This is a genomic window from Paenibacillus provencensis, from assembly GCF_042678545.1.
GTDB lineage: Bacteria > Bacillota > Bacilli > Paenibacillales > Paenibacillaceae > Paenibacillus > Paenibacillus provencensis.
Genome location: NZ_JBHTKX010000001.1, coordinates 2649679 through 2665470, shown reverse-complemented (window position 1 = coordinate 2665470; position 15792 = coordinate 2649679). Strand labels below are relative to the sequence as shown.

At 43.6% G+C, this 15792-nt stretch carries 19 protein-coding genes; 17 read left to right on the top strand and 2 right to left on the bottom strand.

Annotation, left to right across the window (positions count from 1 at the left end; all coding sequences use genetic code 11):
• The first annotated feature begins 1 nt into the window (after position 1).
• From ACFQ3J_RS12830 to ACFQ3J_RS12805, 6 genes are all read left to right on the top strand, one after another.
• The gene (locus ACFQ3J_RS12830; protein WP_251581983.1) at positions 2-3712 is read left to right on the top strand and encodes a non-ribosomal peptide synthetase family protein; all 3711 of its coding nucleotides are present in this window, start codon (positions 2-4) and stop codon (positions 3710-3712) included.
• Between the two features lie 211 nt (positions 3713-3923).
• On the top strand, positions 3924-4082 hold the full coding sequence (locus ACFQ3J_RS12825) for a hypothetical protein (protein ID WP_379292938.1): 159 nt from the start codon (positions 3924-3926) through the stop codon (positions 4080-4082).
• A 97-nt stretch (positions 4083-4179) separates the two neighbouring features.
• On the top strand, positions 4180-4917 hold the full coding sequence (locus tag ACFQ3J_RS12820; protein WP_251581981.1) for a WecB/TagA/CpsF family glycosyltransferase: 738 nt from the start codon (positions 4180-4182) through the stop codon (positions 4915-4917).
• Between the two features lie 42 nt (positions 4918-4959).
• Positions 4960-5391 (top strand): GNAT family N-acetyltransferase, encoded by a 432-nt coding sequence (locus ACFQ3J_RS12815; protein WP_091154120.1) that lies wholly within the window; start codon positions 4960-4962, stop codon positions 5389-5391.
• An 18-nt stretch (positions 5392-5409) separates the two neighbouring features.
• Positions 5410-5613, top strand: coding sequence for a hypothetical protein (locus ACFQ3J_RS12810; RefSeq protein ID WP_251581979.1), 204 nt, complete (start codon positions 5410-5412; stop codon positions 5611-5613).
• Complete coding sequence (locus ACFQ3J_RS12805) at positions 5610-6047, top strand: hypothetical protein (RefSeq protein ID WP_251581977.1); 438 nt, start codon at positions 5610-5612, stop codon at positions 6045-6047. Before ACFQ3J_RS12810 ends, ACFQ3J_RS12805 begins: the two co-directional genes overlap by 4 nt.
• Before the next feature lie 221 nt (positions 6048-6268).
• Here the strand turns inward: ACFQ3J_RS12805 and ACFQ3J_RS12800 are convergent, their stop codons facing one another.
• Complete coding sequence (locus ACFQ3J_RS12800) at positions 6269-6706, bottom strand: hypothetical protein (RefSeq protein WP_251581975.1); 438 nt, start codon at positions 6704-6706, stop codon at positions 6269-6271.
• A 206-nt stretch (positions 6707-6912) separates the two neighbouring features.
• On the opposite strand from ACFQ3J_RS12800, the gene ACFQ3J_RS12795 reads away from it, so the two are divergent.
• From ACFQ3J_RS12795 to ACFQ3J_RS12780, 4 genes are all read left to right on the top strand, one after another.
• Entirely contained in the window at positions 6913-7431 is a 519-nt protein-coding gene (locus ACFQ3J_RS12795; protein WP_311286238.1) for an HD domain-containing protein, read from the top strand.
• A gap of 188 nt (positions 7432-7619) precedes the next feature.
• Positions 7620-8117 (top strand): PH domain-containing protein, encoded by a 498-nt coding sequence (locus tag ACFQ3J_RS12790; protein ID WP_251581973.1) that lies wholly within the window; start codon positions 7620-7622, stop codon positions 8115-8117.
• Entirely contained in the window at positions 8114-9724 is a 1611-nt protein-coding gene (locus ACFQ3J_RS12785) for a PH domain-containing protein (protein ID WP_251581971.1), read from the top strand. Before ACFQ3J_RS12790 ends, ACFQ3J_RS12785 begins: the two co-directional genes overlap by 4 nt.
• Before the next feature lie 140 nt (positions 9725-9864).
• Positions 9865-10197: a DinB family protein gene (locus ACFQ3J_RS12780; protein ID WP_251581969.1), complete on the top strand. Its 333-nt coding sequence runs from the start codon at positions 9865-9867 to the stop codon at positions 10195-10197.
• A 33-nt stretch (positions 10198-10230) separates the two neighbouring features.
• Here ACFQ3J_RS12780 and ACFQ3J_RS12775 read toward each other — a convergent pair whose 3' ends face one another.
• Positions 10231-10857, bottom strand: coding sequence for a hypothetical protein (locus ACFQ3J_RS12775; RefSeq protein ID WP_251581967.1), 627 nt, complete (start codon positions 10855-10857; stop codon positions 10231-10233).
• Positions 10858-11187: 330 nt separating this feature from the next.
• Between ACFQ3J_RS12775 and ACFQ3J_RS12770 the strand changes: the two genes are divergently transcribed.
• From ACFQ3J_RS12770 to ACFQ3J_RS12740, 7 genes are all read left to right on the top strand, one after another.
• The gene (locus tag ACFQ3J_RS12770) at positions 11188-11970 is read left to right on the top strand and encodes an MBL fold metallo-hydrolase (protein ID WP_251581965.1); all 783 of its coding nucleotides are present in this window, start codon (positions 11188-11190) and stop codon (positions 11968-11970) included.
• 527 nt (positions 11971-12497) lie between these two features.
• Entirely contained in the window at positions 12498-12683 is a 186-nt protein-coding gene (locus ACFQ3J_RS12765; RefSeq protein WP_251581963.1) for a hypothetical protein, read from the top strand.
• A 142-nt stretch (positions 12684-12825) separates the two neighbouring features.
• Complete coding sequence (locus tag ACFQ3J_RS12760) at positions 12826-13326, top strand: YcxB family protein (RefSeq protein WP_091154147.1); 501 nt, start codon at positions 12826-12828, stop codon at positions 13324-13326.
• A gap of 152 nt (positions 13327-13478) precedes the next feature.
• The gene (locus ACFQ3J_RS12755; RefSeq protein WP_091154149.1) at positions 13479-13880 is read left to right on the top strand and encodes an RDD family protein; all 402 of its coding nucleotides are present in this window, start codon (positions 13479-13481) and stop codon (positions 13878-13880) included.
• 328 nt (positions 13881-14208) lie between these two features.
• Complete coding sequence (locus tag ACFQ3J_RS12750; RefSeq protein ID WP_251581961.1) at positions 14209-14619, top strand: GNAT family N-acetyltransferase; 411 nt, start codon at positions 14209-14211, stop codon at positions 14617-14619.
• Positions 14620-14623: 4 nt separating this feature from the next.
• On the top strand, positions 14624-15223 hold the full coding sequence (locus tag ACFQ3J_RS12745; RefSeq protein ID WP_251581959.1) for a hypothetical protein: 600 nt from the start codon (positions 14624-14626) through the stop codon (positions 15221-15223).
• 27 nt (positions 15224-15250) lie between these two features.
• Entirely contained in the window at positions 15251-15727 is a 477-nt protein-coding gene (locus ACFQ3J_RS12740; RefSeq protein ID WP_251581957.1) for a hypothetical protein, read from the top strand.
• The last annotated feature ends 65 nt before the right edge of the window (positions 15728-15792 follow it).

Here is a 15792-nt window from a genome sequence, read left to right as displayed (position 1 = left end):
GTTGAATACCACCATGTTGTTAGAACAAAGCAAGCAGTATTGGTCTGACGAGCTGCAGCTGCCTTTGCCCGGATTTCATTTGTATACAGATGGGTCATTGAACTATGCAAAGCAGGCAGCAGCTCAGACAGAGCATGTACTGAACCTCGAGCCCGTAATGCTGAAGCGTTACAGTGAACTATATGATATGAAGGCATGGATGCTTGCCGGATACGCGGTATTCCTGCACCGAATGACTCAGGACAATGATATGCTGATTGGTGTGCAAAACAGAAGAGAACAGCTTCTTCCCCTGCGTATCTCCATAAGTGGAGCAGATTCGTTTAGACGTGTTTACGAGCTGGTGCGGGATAAGCTTGAACATATGGAGTCGACAGAGCTGAGCCATGCGGACATGGAGCATATAGCAGGGTATACGGTTAATTATCAAACGACATACGGTATCAATCCACGTCATGGAGCCAGCAGACTAGATTGGGATGTGCAGGAGGGGCCAGATTCTTGGCTCCTTCATGTATCGTATGATTCGCGGCTGTTCAAGCAAGATACAATTCATCGATACATTCAGCACTTTGAGCGGCTAATGAGCGGAGTGCTTGAAGATATGGATACTTCCATTTCCAGTCTGCCTATTCTGACTGATGATGACTGGAATGCCTACGATGAGTTGAATGACACGAAGATGGATCTCCCTGAGCAAGCGACGATCGTGTCCATGTTTTCTTCAATAGCAGCGCAGTTTCCAGACCGGACAGCCTTGTCCGCGAATGCAGATCAGCTTACGTATCAAGAGCTTGATCTGTTGTCCAGCAAAATTTCAAACATGCTCTTGGAGAAGGGAATACGTAAAGGAGAATTTGTATCCCTCTTTATGGAGCGAAGCTTAGAGACCATTATAAGCCTGCTAGGTGTAATGAAAGCTGGAGGAGCTTATATTCCGCTTGATCCGACCCATCCGGAGGAGCGAAATGCATATATCATTGAAGATACGAAATCGAAGGTGATTCTAACAGAGAGCAGCTATATTCAGAAGCTGGACTCACTGCTTGCCGGATTTGAGCATAGACCAGAGATCGTCTGCCTGGATCAGCTTGACGAGTCATACTCTGAGAAAGCTCCAGCGATCCGTATCGAAGAGGATGATCTGGCCTATGTCATTTACACTTCGGGATCAACAGGCAAGCCGAAGGGAGCACTTATTGCACATAAAGGTGTTGTCAATTTGGCGATGGCTACCAAGCAGGATCTTGGCTTGACGGAAGAGGACGTAATACTGCAATACTCTACCTTCAGCTTCGATGCCTCCGTGTATGATATATTCGGTTCAATCGGGAGCGGTGCCAGGCTGCATTTGTTATCCGATGAAGAGCGATTCTCTATCGATGCTTTTACAGAAGCCGTCGAGCAGTTAGAAGCGACCCGTATTGCCATTTTGCCAACCGTATTCTTTAACCGGCTTGCCGCTTATCTGCCCGAAGATGCGGGAATGAAATTTCAGAAGATTAAGAGTATTACCGTCGGTGGAGAAGCACTGACGGGTGAAACGGTAAGAATGTTCCAGAAGAAGCTGCAGATCCCTGTAACGAATCTATATGGTCCAACTGAAATCACTGTGGTTGCTACAGGACATAAGGTGGACTACCAAGTGTCTGAGGATGTCTCGACCATTGTGATCGGGACTCCGCTTGCCAACTACGAGCTGTATATTGTGGACGGCAATAATGAACTATGTCCGATTGGAGTTACAGGAGAGCTGCTCATCAGCTCGGTTGGAGTAGCTAAAGGTTACTTGAACCAGCCGGAGAAGACGAAGGAAGCATTCATCTCAGATCCGATCAGACCGGGTTCAGGGAAGAAATTTTATCGCTCCGGAGATTTGGTGAGGCTGCTGCCGAATGGACAGGTTGAATATAGAGGAAGACGAGATTCGCAGATTAAGATCAGAGGATTCCGAATCGAGATTGGCGAGATTGAAGATAGTTTTGCCAAGCACGAGAATATAAAGGACATTGCTGTGATTCCTGTTACGGAGGACGGTTCGAAGATATTAGCTGCATTTTATACAACGAACGATGGTGCTGTCATACCTAAAAAGGATCTTGTTCAATATCTTAGCAAGAAGGTTCCAGGGTATATGGTTCCTACGTATATGCAGCATGTAGTGGACATGCCGTTGTCTCCTACAGGCAAGATCGACCGTAAACAACTCGCAGCCTATGAACTCATGGCAGATGAGGATGCTGCAGTATATGTGGCACCGGAGAATGAGACTCAGCAAGCCGTTGCGGCGGCCTGGGAACAGGTGCTGGATCAGCAGAGAATCAGCATTCATGATGATTTCTTTGAAATTGGCGGGTATTCCCTCAAGATTCTTGAGATTTTGGTTCTGCTGAAGCCAAGCTATCCATTGCTCAAGATCAATGACTTCTTCCAGTATCCAACCATTGCGAAAATGGCCGAGCGGATTGAGGAGCTTGGCAAGGTGATTGAGAAGGAAGACAAGGATGCGGCTATCGTCAATCGCCCGGTTGAGGATTTAGCGGAACATCCGGCGGTCATTGGTACTGCAGATCACTTCAGTACGAAGAGCTATGCACAGAAAAACATTCTGCTGACAGGAGCAACCGGATATTTGGGTTCTCATTTACTGGCAGAGCTGCTTCATCGTTCAGATGCCATCGTGTATTGTCTGGTTCGTTCTTCTTCGGGGGTGGATCCATATGCACGTTTGGTTCAAATCATGCAGGGCTACTTTGGCAGTGAATCTGCGGAATGGATCGAGAACCGGGTTGTCGTATTGGAAGGTGATCTGGAGAAGGAGAACCTGGGAATGAATGAGGCAGACCAAATGCTTGTGGCTAAGCAGATTGATTCTATCATCCACTGCGGTGCCGATGTGAGACACTTTGGAGATGCCGAGCATTTCGCCAATGTGAATGTAGAGAGCACCAATCGTTTGCTGTCACTGGCAAGAGAAGGAAGCGACATCCGGTTCCACTTTATTTCCACACTTGGTATTCCGGAAGAGCTCGCTGAGAATGGACAATGGGCTGACATTGTTCAAGGCACAGGCTACATGACATCATCTGTCGAGAATGTATATACGAACAGCAAGCTTGAAGCGGAGAAGCTGGTCATTAAGGCGGGCGAAGAAGGGATACCGGTGAATGTTTATCGGGTAGGCAATTTATCCTGTCGATCGGATAATGGAGTATTCCAGAACAATATTGATAACAACGCTTTTTACCGAATGCTGAAGGCGATGCTTCTGCTCAGAAGAGCACCTCGGGTCAGATGGGAAGTGGATATGACTCCGATCGACTACGCAGGACAAGCCGTTACGGCGCTTGCGCTTCAGGATGAGACCGTAGGAAGAGTCTTTCACATATGTAATCCGGTTACGATTCCATACGAGCGCATGGTTGAGTACTTTACGGACGCTGGCTATGACATCACGCTAATGGACTTGAAAGAGTTTGAAGGCTGGCTGCTCAATCCCAATGAACCGAAGGATTCAGCAGGAGTTGAGCTCGCGATAGCTCAGCTGGAAGGGGATGGGGCGAAGAATTCCATGTTCCGGTACACTTGTCCGCAGACGATGGAGTTCCTTGAAGGCACCGGGGTGCAGTGTGCAGAGCCAGACGCGGCGTACTTTAATAAGCTGATAGATCATGCGGTTGAGATTGGATATTTTATTAAACCTACCATTTGATAAGTTGTGAAATTGATTGAACTCAAAGAAATAATAGGGATATCCTGAATATCGAGTTTAGGTTTCCAAGCCGTATTCAATAATTGTATAATAATGGAACGATGGGCTTTCAGTGAGCTCGTAATGACTTCCGAGGCCCGGCCCAAGATAGAAGCTATCTGAAGGCCGGGTCTTTTTTTACCCATTGGAATAAAGAAGGTGAGGGATCTATGTGCCGGTAAGAGCACTGAATTTTGACCTGGACGATACATTATCCGATCGACAAGCTTCCATTGATGACTATATCTCGAAGTTCATTACGATGTATTTTCCCGAGGCCGATGCTAACATATCGAACATAATCCTTACAAATCTATCAGGAACCTACTAGAGTTAGTGCAGATATACGAGAACGCATTAGGACTAAATGAAACAGCGAACGATGAATATGAACGATGAATATATAGTATAGAAGTGAGGTTATCATCATGGAGAACTATTCGAAAATTATGGGCATTCCGGTTCCAAAGATCACGATGACAGAAACGGTTCAAATCTTGAGCGAAGTCATAGAGAAGCAGAAAGAAGAGCTTTTTCACGTCGTTACCTTGAACCCGGAGATCGCAATGTCCTGTCAGCATCAGGCTGGGCTTCGTCAAATTGTAGATCGGGCAGGGCTGCTAACTGCGGATGGTGCAGGAATCGTTATGGTATCCCGGGTAAAAAGAGATCCGCTACCTGAGCGGGTAACGGGCTGTGATCTTCTCTATCATCTTCTTGCTGCGGGGCATCAGAAGAAGTGGTCCTTCTATCTCCTAGGTGCGGATGAAGAGACCAGCCGAGCAGCGGAAACGAACATACGAACAGCCTATCCCGGTGCCATTATCAAAGGGAGACATCATGGTTTCTTCCATCCTTCTGAGGAAGGCCGTATCTTAGAGGAGATCAGCAGCGCAAGCCCTGATGTGCTTGTTGTCGCTCTCGGAGCGCCCTATGCTGAAGAGTGGATCGATAAGCACAGAGATCAACTGAATGCACGGATCGCGATCGGCGTTGGAGGCACGCTTGATATTATTGCCGGAAAAGTAAAAAGAGCGCCGCGCATCTGGCAGAAGCTGAACCTGGAGTGGATGTACAGACTCATGAGCCAGCCTTCAAGGTGGAGACGACAGCTGATCTTGCCAAGATTTGCAGTGAAGGCAATTCTTTACAAAGATTCGAATTAAGACATGTGATCAGACAACAAGATAACGAATAGGAGAACAACAATGTCCGAACCTGAATATCAAACGATCGACAGAATGCCGAGCGTGAAGGAGTATATAGAGCTATGCAGTTCAGTGGGCTGGGAAGAGGTGATGAATTTTGATGCAGCTGAACAATCATTGGAACATTCCTGCTATGGCGTTGTTATTGAATATAGAGGAGAGGCAGTAGGCATGGGGAGAATCGTGGGCGATGGTATTATGTATTTCTACATACAGGATATTGTCGTGAAGCCTGAGCATCAGAGCAAGGGGCTGGGCCAGCTGATCATGAGGGCGATTCAGCAATATTTAAGTGCCCATGCGGCTGAGAAGGCATTTGTAGGTCTATTTTCAGCTCAGGGCAAAGAAAGCTTTTATCAGAAATATGGATTAAATGTGCATCAAGGCATGACCGGCATGTTCGGCGTCATTCATGACCGAGAGATAAAGTAATGTAGGAGGCAGGCGGATATGGAAAAGCTAGTACATTCCAGCAGTGAGAAGCTAAGGGAAAACGGGGACTTGCTCACCGTACTTTATGTGCTGCTTCAGTGTATTCATTTCGTTAGCTTTCGCCGGATTCAAGTGCTGGATTCGTACATTAATCAAATCAAATTAAAGCTGGAGGAACAGCGAAGAATTCACATGCAAGTGAAGAGCAAGGGGGATAAATGAGACAGAGAGGAATAATATTTGCTCTAATTTTGTTACTACTTGGTTCAATCATTACCGGCTGTTCCTTTGCAAGTGAACAAGAGAAGGAAGGTCTTGAAGTCAGATCCTTCCTTCTTATGTTCGGCGGAGGAGCTGACGGAACCGTCGTATCCTATAATTTTCATTTATGGAACTGGAGCGAGGAGCCCGTCAATGTTTCATCTATTGAACCGGTACTGTCGAAAGCGGCAATGGATTTATTAGAAGGTCAAGGCATCCGTGTTGAGCTGAATGAAACGATAGAGTCGGAAGCTTCCGTGTATATTGAAGGTCAGTTTAATGTAAACACGGAAGAGATGAACAAGCATCAAATCATTGATGCGGACCTCGACTTTGAAAATTTTAAAATTACAACCGAGCAGGTATTACCAGTTCATTGGAAAGATGTCTCTTGAAAAGTAATTTCTGTGAAGGATGGTGAGATCTCACGATGTATATCCATTTCCGATTATTGAATCTATCTGCCTGGCTGACCGTGTTATTGGTATTATTCATTCCGGGAAGACAGGCATTTGACGGTAACCAAAGAACAGAAATTGCTGCAATTTATAGCTTACTGCTAGTAATAAAGTCGATTAGGCAAAAATATAAATCCAAGATTCAGAACCGGATCAATTCATAAACTTAAAGAGTAAAGATGATCTTGAGTTCGATAACCGATTTTGTTGAATGGTGAGATCGCTGTTATTTCAAATGCTTCAAACATATGATTATTGACTTGTCTGCTCCATGCTTCGACTTCAATACCTTCTTGTATGACACCAAAATCAGATTCTGTTCGTTTGACATCACTTATTTGTTCAAAGAACATAGTATTTTTGGTTACTGTTAGCACATCTCCGGTGTCGAGCTTTATAGAATGAAGTACTTTATCACCATCAATTATAGAATTTTCCTTAACTATTTCAACAATAGTACCTGTGTAATATTCCTGTTGCTTAGATGGAGTTGACCATCCTAGCAAAATATGAGAACTTAAAACGTACCAAATACCAAGCGCCAGCACCAGAACAAGACTACTCGACAGTACAAACCACTTCTTTTTTGTCTTCAACTTATATTTCATCCTTTCCTAAAGGTACTTACAGTATATAGACACATGACTTCGAAGAAAAGTTAGGAAAAGGAGTACAGGGAGGATGCAGTAATGGACTCTATTCTTGAGAAGCTTACCTTAAACATGACAATGACAGGAGATTTAAAGTCAGTGTATATCAATTCCTGCTCTCCAATCATTGCCCAAAGACAGCGGAGCATTGTATGGAAGTTGGAGCAGAGTCACGTCGAGTAGCTGCAATGGTTGGAGCGGATGAAGAACAGGCGGAGATTGCAGGCTGGCTGCATGACATCAGTGCTGTTTTTCTAAATAACCAAAGAATAGATGCAGCTAGAGAGCTAGGTATTAAGATATTATCCGAGGAAGAAGCTTTCCCGATGATAATCCATCAGAAGCTCTCTAAGGTGATGGCGGAACGTATTTTTCAAATTTATGATTTGGAAATACTGGAGGCAGTGGGTTGTCATACGACCGTGAGATCCCATTCTACACAGCTGGATCAGGTATTGTTTGTAGCAGATAAAATAGTCTGGGATCAGGTGGGCGAACCTCCATACCTGAAGCAATTGAAGGAGGCATTGGAGATTTCTCTGCCTCAAGCGGCATTTTGCTATATTCAATATTTGTGGGAAAGAAAAGACTCACTTAAGGTCATTCATCCTTGGCTTCGGGAAGCCTACGAGGAACTGAATGCCTGGAATATAGCGATTCTCAGTCTTTAGAAGTTGTTTTACTTAAAGAGAAGCACGTAGAAACAAGTCATACAAATCTATGAGCTAGCTTTCATTTTCAAATGAGTATTCTCCTGTTACATTAGATACAAGGTACATATGAAAAATTGTCGGTAGGCGATCATTCAGACGAAACAAAGACCAAGGACATAAGGATGGTCGGAATAAGAGGTGGTAGTTTGTACTCGCAAACGAAAGAGCCGCAGCAGCGATTAGCAGACAATGCGGTCAAAATATGGTGGATTAGTGCCGTAATCAGTAATGTTATAGGCTTTGTTATACTCGGGGTTTTGTTATTTCTGAATTTTTATTTCTCCTGGTATGCCTGGATCGGCTGGGTTCTCATTGGACTCACAATAATCTTAGTATTGTTCGCCGTCTGGGATATCTTGATCCGTCCGAAGCTGCTATACGCCCACTGGCGCTATGATGTGTCGGAGCAGTTTCTACAGATGAAGTTTGGTACACTGACCGAGGTGCATCAGCTGATTCCCATGACCAAGATTCAATCGGTTGCTACCCGACAGGGACCGCTGCTTCGCAAACACAAGTTGTATGCATTATCGGTGGATACGATGGGATCTTCACACAGCATTCCCATACTACCTGAGCAGGTTGCACTGGACCTGAGAGATCAAATCGCTTATTACGCTAAAATAAAAGAGGTGGATGAATGACCGAAGATCAACGTTATCATCCACTGTTAATTTTGTTTGAAGTATGGAAGCTGATCAAAAATACGTTCTCGGTCATTATTCTGTTATTTGTTATCCAAATGGGTTCCGAAGCGAAGTGGGTAATCTACGGAAGATGGATGTTTTATCTTGTTATTGTTGGCTCGCTTATTACCATCGTGTGGCGATGGATCACGGAGCGTTATCGCCTAGATGATACCTCCTTTTATCTTGAACAAGGGGTATTCGTTAAATCCAAGCGAACGATTCCATTTAGAAAGATCCAGAATGTGAACCGGCATGCATCTTTGTTTCATCGGATCTTTAAGGTGACCTCCATCAGGTTCGAGACAGGGATGACGGGTGACGAAGCGGCTGTAGAGTTTCATGTGATTTCTCGTGCTGAAGCAGATCGCTTGGAGAAGTACATCGCTGACCAAGTAAATAAAGAACGTGTGGCTTCTGCTATGAACTCCAAGAACACGATAAACGAAACGGAGACTGTCCCAAGCGATGCAAGCGAGATAGATTTGGAAGCAGATCAGGCAGCAGAAGCCTCGTTTGATAAGGTCGAAGACACTGCCTTTAATGGTACCTCTGAACAAACTCCTGAAGTACAGCAGCGCACGCTTCATTTCAAGCCGACCAAGAAGGAGGTATTAAAAGCTTCCTTTACCTCACTTAGCTTCCTGGTGCTTATTCCCATTGTGGGGACGCTGTATTCTAATGTGCAGGAATTTATCGATATCGAGGAGCAGGCCGAGGGTATACTGTCTACGGTGTTGTCCTCTTGGTGGATGACCACATTAGTGATCGCCGGAATCATCGTGCTGGCTGTCATGCTTGGGATCGTGACTACATTCCTCAAGTATGGAAATTTTGAGATTTCTTCAGATGAAGAGCGGATATATATTGCCAAAGGGGTTATGGAGCAAACGGCGTTTTCCATCGCAAAAGAAAAGGTACAGGCGATTGAAATCACGCAGTCCTTTATCAAGAGGCTGCTCGGACTTGCAGAGGTCAAGCTGGTCACGGCAGGCAGTGTCGGGGAAGCGGAGCATGAAGTAAACAGCCTATATCCTTTTTTACCGGTAAGTAAAGTTCACTCCATTATCCCAGAGATGCTGCCGGCCTACGAAGTAACGCTCGAAATGCAGCGTTTGCCTCGTACATCATTAGGGCTGCGTCTTGTGAGGCCAAGCTGGATCTGGATCATTGCTACGGCGCTGCTTGTTTATTTTAGGCCGAATCTATTTGGCTGGAATGAAGCTTGGTGGGTACTATCCGCTAGCTTGCTTGTCTGTGTAGTGGTATGGAGAGTGCTGGATTATCTCAACTGCAGATACAGCATTGGAGAGCATTTCGTTCAATTCAAGAGCGGAGGATTTTCTACAAGTTTGTTTATCTCCAAAAGAGCCAAGATCATAGAAGTAAAAGTAACACAAGGCATTCTCCAGCGGCGTCTCGATCTGGCTTCGATCCAAACAACCAATCGAGCTAAGCCTGTCCTTCATCACAAAGCTCAAGATGTGCCTGTGGAAGCCGCAGATCACTTTTACATGTGGTATATGGAACGGACTCAGGATATTTCAACACTTCATGAGCGTTGAATAACAAGTACAATAACAATAGCGGATATTTTTAGAAAATAGCTCAGCCTATATTCCACGTGGTTTACGGCTGGGTTATTTTTATTTATTGAAGGGAGCTGGTGCTTTCATGGATTCACTACGTTATCCTATAGGTCAATTTGTACCCACTGGGCCTGAATGCCTATATTCGGTTTAAACGCGCACTTACCGAGGATGTGCCGATCGCAAGCTCTTACAAGGAAGACCGATGGGCGGATCTTGAAGATTATAGGGGAATTGCGGTTGATGAGTCCATAACTTTGCTTGCCATCTTACACAAGCGATTCTATGTTCTCGTAAGCAGCCTGTCAGATGAAGATTTTAGCCGGAAGCTCCGAACCGAAGTGCTGGGAACGATCACTCTAGACACGGCACTGCAAAGATTCATTTGGCATAATAAACATCACTCCGCTCAAATTGAAGCATTATTATCTCGCAAAGGGTGGCTGTGATTGTTAACTGGCTTAATACTGGGTAAACACTTGCTATGAGGACAATTCAATCTCGATCAATTCAACGCCTGCAGGAAAGGTAGACTTGATCTTCGATATATTAGAGAAGCATGGATCATTAGATAGGACAGAGAGAAAATCACCGTCGTATCCCGGCCAGAAGATCGTTTTGGCTTTCGTCATATCAATGACAATCGTATCCTGGCTCAGATTACCGCTCCGATTTGCCACAGATTTTGCCTCAATGGTAAAGGGAATCTCGTTCGTGCCAATCGACCAGACTACCAGTTCATTGCAGCTTGCCATATGTAGAAGCAGCGGCAGTGCGCTGGCAAGCTGTCCCTTGTTTGTAATACGTAATAACGTGAACTTTTTATCAAGCACCACGTGTTCTAATGAATGCTGCGTACACAGCTGTGTGAGATCCTCCTGCCAGATAGATGAGACATTCAGACAGAAGCAGATCGGATAAGTATTCAGGTTGTTCATCCATTCCAATAATAGCGGAGCACTGGATTCATAGAAGTAGACAGAGTCCGTACTTATGAAATCCATAATATACGGAGCATGCTCCTGATTAAATGTAAACGGGAAATAACCGCCCGGATTAGGCAGATCAGCATAATATGTTGGGGGTAAATAAGCAAATTCAAGCTGCATGGAGACACCTTCTTCAATATCGTGAGTTCTAAGTACAAGTGTAGCAAAGATGGCTGAGAAAAGAACTTCATTTTTTTCTTACTAAACTTGAGGTGAAATGATATAATTATTCAGTCGATGAACCAATGCAAGTATGCAATCATGAAGATTCATGCAAGCCAGGCTAAACGAGCAGACTGAGTAAGCTCTTAACCTGTTAATACAATAAACTTCAATGAGTTGAACAGCCATTTCCTTGTGGGACCTGGCTGTTTTTTTATCCTGCCGTTGCATTGTGCAGCATGTTGGACGTGTGTTGTTCATGTTTATTTTTTGAAGGAGGCTTCTACGATGATTAAGGATGAATGGTTTACGGTACAGCGCATCGACAATCGCACCTACGCAATCAGTGAATATGGACATTGGGAGAAGGTGCATTCATTCCTATTGCTGGGGGATGAGCGGGCTGCACTAATTGATACAGGTCTCGGCATTGATAATATTAGAAGAGTGACAGACCAACTTACGACCTTGCCTGTGGATGTCATCACGACACATGTCCATACAGATCATATTGGAAGTCATGGGGAATTTGAACGGATCTACGTTCATCCCGCAGATGAAGATTGGTTAGTCAACGGAATTCAAGGCTTAACCATCGAGCAGATCAGAAAGGATATGAGCAGAGATATTACATTGCCTACACCACAAACCTTTAATCCGGATACATATAAACCATTTCAGGGGAGGCCGACAGGTCTGATAGAGGATGGTGATCTCATCGAACTAGGTAACAGAAGGATTGTCATATATCATACGCCTGGGCATTCGCCAGGTCACATCTCTATATTTGACGAAAATAGCGGTTATTTGTTTACTGGTGATCTGCTCTATGACGAAACCCCGGTATATGCTTTTTATCCTTCTACGAGCCCGGTGGATCTAGTTCATTCCTTAGAGAGAATTGCGGAGATCCCTGGCGTCAAGATGGTGTATGGTTCTCATAATACATTAGGACTTGACCCAAGTATTTTAGAGGAAGTAAAAAAAGCGGCAACGTATATGAAAGAGAATGATCTCGTTAAATTCGGAACCGGAGTACATCATTTTGGCAGGTTTAGTGTGCAATTTTAAAAAAAGGAGATGAAACCATTTCTATTGTAAATAAAGTCAAGCAATATGAAAAATATTTTATCTCTGCCTGCCTTGCCTTCGTTATCCTCGGTCTGGTTTGGTATCACCGCGGTACTCCGTTCGAACGAACATTTAATAGCGTAATTTATTCCACAGAAGATTCATATGAGCAGAAGACGACGATACATATAGTAGGTGAGAGGTATAAACGGCTCTCGGGCAAACATCGAATTGTAGGCAATGTAACGGTAGATCAGGAGTTGACTTATCGCATTGCGGCTGACTTAAATGCTCGGGAATATGTTCATCATATTGTTCGATGGGGCGAAGATAAAGTGCAACAGACGGCAGGTTCTATTCACATTTCAAAGGATTTCAGTTCGATATGGATAAAATCCGATGATATTGATACCAGATACAGTATAATGGATGGATATGCATTGGGGCCAACTGAAGCGTGGAAGAGGTTCGAAAGTACAATGCCAAGAAATCGAGAATAACAAGGCACCAAGAACAGGGGGATAAAGTTGAGTATTATCATTTCGATTATCGGGTTTATTATTACATTTTTTATGATTAAGCTCGCAATTGATGATTCCAAGAACACCCGATATAATAAGCTGATCTTAAGAGAACTAAGAGAGATGAATGAATATCTGAGAAATAGGGATGAAGAACTGCGTACACCGCGCCAAGACTCAATAGATCAATGATAACAAATGCCGGGCAGATTTGTTTCGCGGCAGCTTTCTATTAAAAGCTGGTGCAAATCAGAGATAATGGAGTATCATAATAGGGATTGCCGAAGACAAGCTGTCATCGGACCGAATACTGAATAGGCAAGAGGAGTATTAGATGAAAATTAATATAGACTTTACAAAAGACGATTATTGGAAGCTCAACAAATATGTGATGTTTCATATGCCTCAGTTCAAGAATATGATCCTTCTGGTTATGATCCTATTGCCAATCCTGATGTGTACTGCACTAAAGGTGCTCGGCAGGTCTTGGGAGGTATCAATTATACTTGGACTGCTAATTGGCATACTTGCAGATTTATATCTCGTCTTTTCTGTGAAGTTTAAAGTACAGCGACATGTAAAGACAAACAAAGGCCTTATCGGTGAGCATACGATTGAAATAAATGAGCAGGGCTTTACGGAGACAACATCAATTAACCAAACGAATTACCCATGGAGCAAGGTAGCGCATCTTCGTGAAGATACTCAATACTTTTATGTTTTTGTGAATGACACACAGGGCATTGGTGTTCCGAAACGGGGATTTGCTAACACTGCGCAGCAAACTGAATTTAGACAATTCGTGGAGAAGTACGCCAATCGTCGTTGGGGATAACGGCTATGGGTTTATAATTTTGAGAAAAGCTCCTCTGAATTCGGATGAAGCTTTTTTAATTCCAACGAAACTTATTCCCCTTCGTTTCGTTATATAAATATTAATCATTCTGAATACAATCTAGAAGATACACACGAAATGGAGTGAATGTCATGGTAAATGAACCGGCTGGGTTTTGGATTCGTTTTGGTGCTACTTTGCTGGATGCGATTATAATCGGTATCCCTTTGGCAATTGTGACCTCTTTCATAGTTGGGAACGTAGAGGAGAATTGGCTGAATAATACGCTTAGCTTTTTGTACACCTTGCTTATGCCTGTATTCTGGGGCGGACGTACAGTAGGCAAATACATTTGCGGTATTAAAATTCGTAAGGTATCTAACGAAGGGCCTCCCGGAATTGGCACCATGCTGCTGCGCGACGTCGTTGCCGGTCTGGTTTATGCGATCACGTTTGGAATTGGAATAATTATCAGTGCACTAATGATAGCGATAAGGGAGGATAAACGCTCAATCCATGATTTTATCGCAGGTACGGAAGTCGTACGAACATAAAAAAATGGTATGGCTGCTCAATACGCTAAGAGTATCGTATTAAGAACTCTATAGGCGGGTTGGGCTTTTTTTTTCACAACTCTTTGTATATAACAAGCGTCCATCTTTATATCATCATTTGGAGGACAGAATACTGCTTACGAAATTCCGGAAGATATTTATGCAGAATTAATAGCTTCATGCTGGAGCACTATCTCACCAGTCCTTCCACTCAGCACATCATGGATGGGACGATCACCCTAAATATGCTGGGAAAACCGTTGATGCAATGGTCAGAGCTGAAGGACCCGGTCATTTTTTAGGCTAAGCGAGGAAGGAGGCAACAGCTGTGAGTTCTGTAATTCCGATTCTGATCAATGATTTGATTCAAGCTCATGAGGTGCCTGATTTACGGCAGTCTGTCGGATGGGACAGGAGAGAGCAGGACTATCCGATCTTATTTGAGAGATGTTTGTTATGGGGAAGCGCACGAGATAAGAATGGTAGACTTATCGCATTTGGTTATATTGCCGGCACAGGACTTGAGCATGGCTATATGGAGGATATTATAATCCATCCGGATTTCCAGAGACAGGGCCTGGGCAAGCAGTTAGTTCAGGCGTTGCTGAATGCGGCAGATACTGCACGAATACCCATTGTTACTGTCACTTTTGCGGATCAGCATGAATCGTTTTACATAGAGAGCGGATTTAATAGATGTAGAGGAGGCGTATGGAGATCAAGGGGAGAGGAGCATTAACTTGATGAAAAACAGAGCGATATTAGATGGAAGGAAGAAAAAATATAAAATTGTATTGATCATAGGTTTACTGATTTTTCTAGGATATGTGCTTGCTGTCCTTGCGGGGATCTTCTCATTTCAGTCACAGACCCATGAAAGTATGGGTGAAACGACACCGAATGAAGACGTAAAAATGTATATTCTAAGGGGCAGCGGAGATCTGTGGGATGTTAAGGACTATACAATTCTGATTGGAGCAGGCCAGATTATGAGAGGGAAAGCACAGCTGTCCTACATGGGGGATTCCGAGGATCTTCAAAAAATTCGCCACTTTGATGTGAGCTTCTACGAACAGCTGGACACGGGCAGCAGAGAAAATGTATTTGGCTGGTCAGCGAAGGCTGTAGATGAGGCTTCAATGGAAAGTATTGATATCGAAGATAATGTGAAGCAGCTTGGCACCAATACCGGGAGTTATGCGTATGATGAGCTGAAGAAGAATGCAGATACCTATGAGTCTACAGCTGTATTAATTACATGGGAAGATATTGAAGGCCGATCATATTCAGATACAGTGGAGCTATCGATTTCCCATTCTGCTGAATTATTGGACAAGCCATAGACATTAAATGAATGAGGGGTTGAAGGTTTGAAATATGTAATTTCAATACTTTTATTCGTTTTGTTTATTGGATGTTCTGAGAATAATGAGATACCAGAGGAACAACTTTTTCTAAAAAGTTATCTTGAGAATAAAGGATATCGTGTCATATCTTATGAAGGACGTATTGATGAATACGAACTAACTAAAGAGATCATTGTCTCTTTACCATATATGATGTATTGGGGGTTACAGAGTTCCAGTCCCTCCCACTATTTCGGAAAGAACATAAGTATTGAAAAGTTCATTGTTACAAATCATCCGCTCACAGCTCGGAAAGTTGATGTGTATGTTTATAATGTGGACGAGAGGCCCATAGGAGGAACATCGCATCCACATGGGGAAGCCCTATCTGCTGGTGGATATTGGTCATTAGAAGGGAAAACTCTAGAAGAGGTTCAAGCTGTATCTTATGTAGAGTGGTCAAAGGACTGGATTCACAAATATAAAAATATGAAAAGATGAGCGTAGAAGTTTACGATCATCTTTTCATATTTTTCAATAACCGTATTGGTTGTAATGAAAAATGA

What these genes read in the sequence shown, in the direction of transcription:
- ACFQ3J_RS12760 (WP_091154147.1), top strand. Translation starts at nt 12,826, where the DNA reads ATGAAAATTAATATAGACTTTACAAAAGACGATTATTGGAAGCTCAAC.
- ACFQ3J_RS12820 (WP_251581981.1), top strand. Translation starts at nt 4,180, where the DNA reads ATGGAGAACTATTCGAAAATTATGGGCATTCCGGTTCCAAAGATCACG.
- ACFQ3J_RS12815 (WP_091154120.1), top strand. Translation starts at nt 4,960, where the DNA reads ATGTCCGAACCTGAATATCAAACGATCGACAGAATGCCGAGCGTGAAG.
- ACFQ3J_RS12805 (WP_251581977.1), top strand. Translation starts at nt 5,610, where the DNA reads ATGAGACAGAGAGGAATAATATTTGCTCTAATTTTGTTACTACTTGGT.
- ACFQ3J_RS12810 (WP_251581979.1), top strand. Translation starts at nt 5,410, where the DNA reads ATGGAAAAGCTAGTACATTCCAGCAGTGAGAAGCTAAGGGAAAACGGG.
- ACFQ3J_RS12775 (WP_251581967.1), bottom strand. Translation starts at nt 10,857, where the DNA reads ATGCAGCTTGAATTTGCTTATTTACCCCCAACATATTATGCTGATCTG.
- ACFQ3J_RS12755 (WP_091154149.1), top strand. Translation starts at nt 13,479, where the DNA reads ATGGTAAATGAACCGGCTGGGTTTTGGATTCGTTTTGGTGCTACTTTG.
- ACFQ3J_RS12795 (WP_311286238.1), top strand. Translation starts at nt 6,913, where the DNA reads ATGGAAGTTGGAGCAGAGTCACGTCGAGTAGCTGCAATGGTTGGAGCG.
- ACFQ3J_RS12745 (WP_251581959.1), top strand. Translation starts at nt 14,624, where the DNA reads ATGAAAAACAGAGCGATATTAGATGGAAGGAAGAAAAAATATAAAATT.
- ACFQ3J_RS12785 (WP_251581971.1), top strand. Translation starts at nt 8,114, where the DNA reads ATGACCGAAGATCAACGTTATCATCCACTGTTAATTTTGTTTGAAGTA.
- ACFQ3J_RS12770 (WP_251581965.1), top strand. Translation starts at nt 11,188, where the DNA reads ATGATTAAGGATGAATGGTTTACGGTACAGCGCATCGACAATCGCACC.